General features: G+C 60.8%; 4 protein-coding genes. All 4 read right to left on the reverse strand.

Annotated features, from left to right (window positions below):
* Positions 1-1,198: FAD-binding protein (locus EPO09_RS20710; RefSeq protein ID WP_290646235.1), on the reverse strand; the 1,198-nt coding region annotated here is incomplete at its 3' end.
* Between the two features lie 3 nt (positions 1,199-1,201).
* Positions 1,202-1,564 (reverse strand): succinate dehydrogenase, hydrophobic membrane anchor protein, encoded by a 363-nt coding sequence (gene sdhD, locus EPO09_RS20715; RefSeq protein WP_290646237.1) that lies wholly within the window; start codon positions 1,562-1,564, stop codon positions 1,202-1,204.
* Positions 1,565-1,603: 39 nt separating this feature from the next.
* Entirely contained in the window at positions 1,604-2,041 is a 438-nt protein-coding gene (gene sdhC, locus EPO09_RS20720; protein ID WP_290646239.1) for a succinate dehydrogenase, cytochrome b556 subunit, read from the reverse strand.
* 147 nt (positions 2,042-2,188) lie between these two features.
* A partial coding sequence (locus tag EPO09_RS20725; protein ID WP_290646241.1) for a GntR family transcriptional regulator occupies positions 2,189-2,799 on the reverse strand: 611 nt, incomplete at its 5' end.

The following is a 2,799-nucleotide window of genomic DNA, read 5'->3' on the forward strand; positions in this document are numbered from 1 at the left end:
TGGCGCCGTGCACCGACACGCAGGAGCACTCACCCACGGCGTACAGGCCGTTGATGATGTCGTTAGGCTTGCCGTTCTTGGGGACCACGACCTGGCCGTAGACGTTGGTCGGGATGCCACCCATCTGGTAGTGGATGGTCGGCACCACGGGGATCGGCTCCTTGGTGATGTCGACGTTGGCGAAGTTGTGGCCGATCTCGAACACCGAAGGCAGGCGCTTCATGATGGTCTCGGCGCCCAGGTGGGTCATGTCCAGCAGGACGTAGTCCTTGTTGGGACCACAGCCACGGCCTTCCTTGATTTCCTGGTCCATCGAGCGGGACACGAAGTCACGCGGGGCCAGATCCTTCAAGGTCGGGGCGTAACGCTCCATGAAGCGCTCGCCATTGGCATTGCGCAGGATGGCGCCCTCGCCACGGCAGCCTTCGGTCAGCAGCACGCCAGCACCGGCCACGCCAGTGGGGTGGAACTGCCAGAACTCCATGTCTTCCAGCGGGATGCCAGCGCGAGCAGCCATGCCCAGGCCGTCACCCGTGTTGATGAAGGCATTGGTGGAAGCCTGGAAGATGCGACCAGCGCCACCGGTTGCGAACAACACAGTCTTGGCGTGCAGCACGTGCACTTCGCCGGTTTCCATTTCCAGGGCGGTCACGCCGACCACGTCGCCTTCGGCGTCACGGATCAGATCCAGCGCCATCCATTCCACGAAGAACTGGGTGCGGGCCTTGACGTTTTGCTGGTACAGCGTGTGCAGCAGGGCGTGACCGGTGCGGTCAGCGGCAGCGCAAGCGCGTTGCACAGGCTTTTCGCCGTAGTTGGCAGTGTGGCCGCCGAACGGACGCTGGTAGATGGTGCCGTCGGCATTGCGGTCGAACGGCATGCCGAAGTGTTCCAGCTCGTACACGACCTTGGGCGCTTCACGGCACATGAACTCGATGGCGTCCTGGTCACCCAGGTAGTCAGAGCCCTTGATGGTGTCGAAGAAGTGATAGTGCCAGTTGTCTTCGGACATGTTGCCCAGCGAAGCACCGATACCGCCCTGAGCGGCCACCGTGTGCGAACGGGTGGGGAAGACCTTGGACAGCACGGCCACGTTCAGGCCAGCCAGAGACAGTTGCAGCGACGCGCGCATGCCGGAGCCACCGGCCCCGACGATCACGACGTCAAACTTGCGGGTAGGAAGGGAAGTAGCGCTCATTTTTTACAGTCTCCACAGCACTTGGATGGCCCAGCCGGCGCAGCCAACCAGCCACACGATGGCAAACACTTGCAGGCCCAGGCGGATGCCGACCGGCTTGATGTAGTCCATGAAGATGTCGCGCACGCCCACCCACACGTGGTAGAGCATGGCCAGGATGACCACGAAGGTCAGTGTCTTCATCCATTGCTGCGAGAAGATGCCAGCCCACTTGTAGTAGCTGATGGGCTCGCCGATGATGACTTGGGCCAGCAGTGCAATGGTGAACAGGGCCATCAAACAGGCCGTCACGCGTTGCGCGAGCCAGTCACGCAGACCATAGTGCGCACCGGTCACGATGCGCTTGGTTCCGTAGTTTTGAGACATGGTTGTTATTCCTGCGGTCAGGGATACAAGTACGGGAAATCAGAACAGGCCGAACAGCTTGGCTGCCAGCACCACGGTCAGGCCCGAGCTCAGTGCCAGGGTGATCACGGCGGTGGAGTGGCCCTGCTCTTTGCTCACGCGGTGAGTGGCGTCCATGATCAGGTGGCGCACGCCAGCGATGAAGTGCACCAGATAGGCCCAGATCAGGCCCAGGGCGATCAGCTTGAAGAACCAGCCTGGCACGAGGCCATTGGCGCAACCAGCCTTGAAGATCGCCGTGAACTCGTCATACGAGATCTCGGTGGAGACGCTCGTGTCGAACATCCAGATGATGAAGGGCATCAACAGGAACATGATCGCGCCGCTGATACGGTGGAGGATCGAGACGATCCCCGCCGGAGGCAGACGGTAGCTGACGATGTCAGTCACGTGGATGTTCCGGAAGACGGGGCGTGGGGTTTTCGCGTTGTCAGCCATGTTGTTAAAGGCTCCTGCCGAGCGTCAAAAATCTGTCAAGAGAATCCGGGATTTTAGGGCAATCCCCGGCCCGACGAACTCGCTCGGCTTGTGGTCATCCACATGACAACCCTTTGCTTTGCGTGAACAAGTTCAATAAATTGGTCGTCAGCTCAATTCATTGCGGTAAAAGTGATGATCGGTACGGTACAGACCACGGCGCAACTCAACGGGTTGATCGCCGTAAGTGAAGGCCAGGCGCTCCACGCTGAGCAGCGGCGTGCCAAGCTCGACTTCGAGCAACCGGGCCTCGGTTTCATCGGCGGCCACGGCACGGAGTTTTTCTTCGGCGCGGATCATGCGTACGCCAAATTCAGATTCGAACAGGCCGTACATCGGGCCGCGGTATTCGCTCAGGCGATCGGCCGTGAGGCCCTTGAACATGTGCCCAGGCAGCCAGATATCGTCCAGCACCACAGGCTGACCAGAGAAATGCAACACACGGCGCACCTCAACGACCATGTCACCGGCCTTCATCTGCAGCGAACGCGCCACATCAACCGGCGCACGCAAACGGCGGCAGTCCAGAAACTCGCGGCGAGCAGAACCAGGCAGAGGCGAAGGTTGATCGGGCGCCAGACGCAGGAAGCGATACTGAACCTGCTCTTCGGCGTGGGTGGCCACGAAAGTGCCCTTGCCCTGGCGGCGCATGAGGAGATTCTCAGCCGCCAGTTCATCCACGGCTTTGCGCACGGTACCCTGGCTGACCTTGAAACGGG

The sequence above is a fragment of the Aquabacterium sp. genome (genome assembly GCF_004297345.1).
GTDB lineage: Bacteria > Pseudomonadota > Gammaproteobacteria > Burkholderiales > Burkholderiaceae_C > Aquabacterium.

Coding starts and splice junctions, on each gene's coding strand:
- sdhD (WP_290646237.1), bottom strand. CDS start 1,564: ATGTCTCAAAACTACGGAACCAAGCGCATCGTGACCGGTGCGCACTAT.
- sdhC (WP_290646239.1), bottom strand. CDS start 2,041: ATGGCTGACAACGCGAAAACCCCACGCCCCGTCTTCCGGAACATCCAC.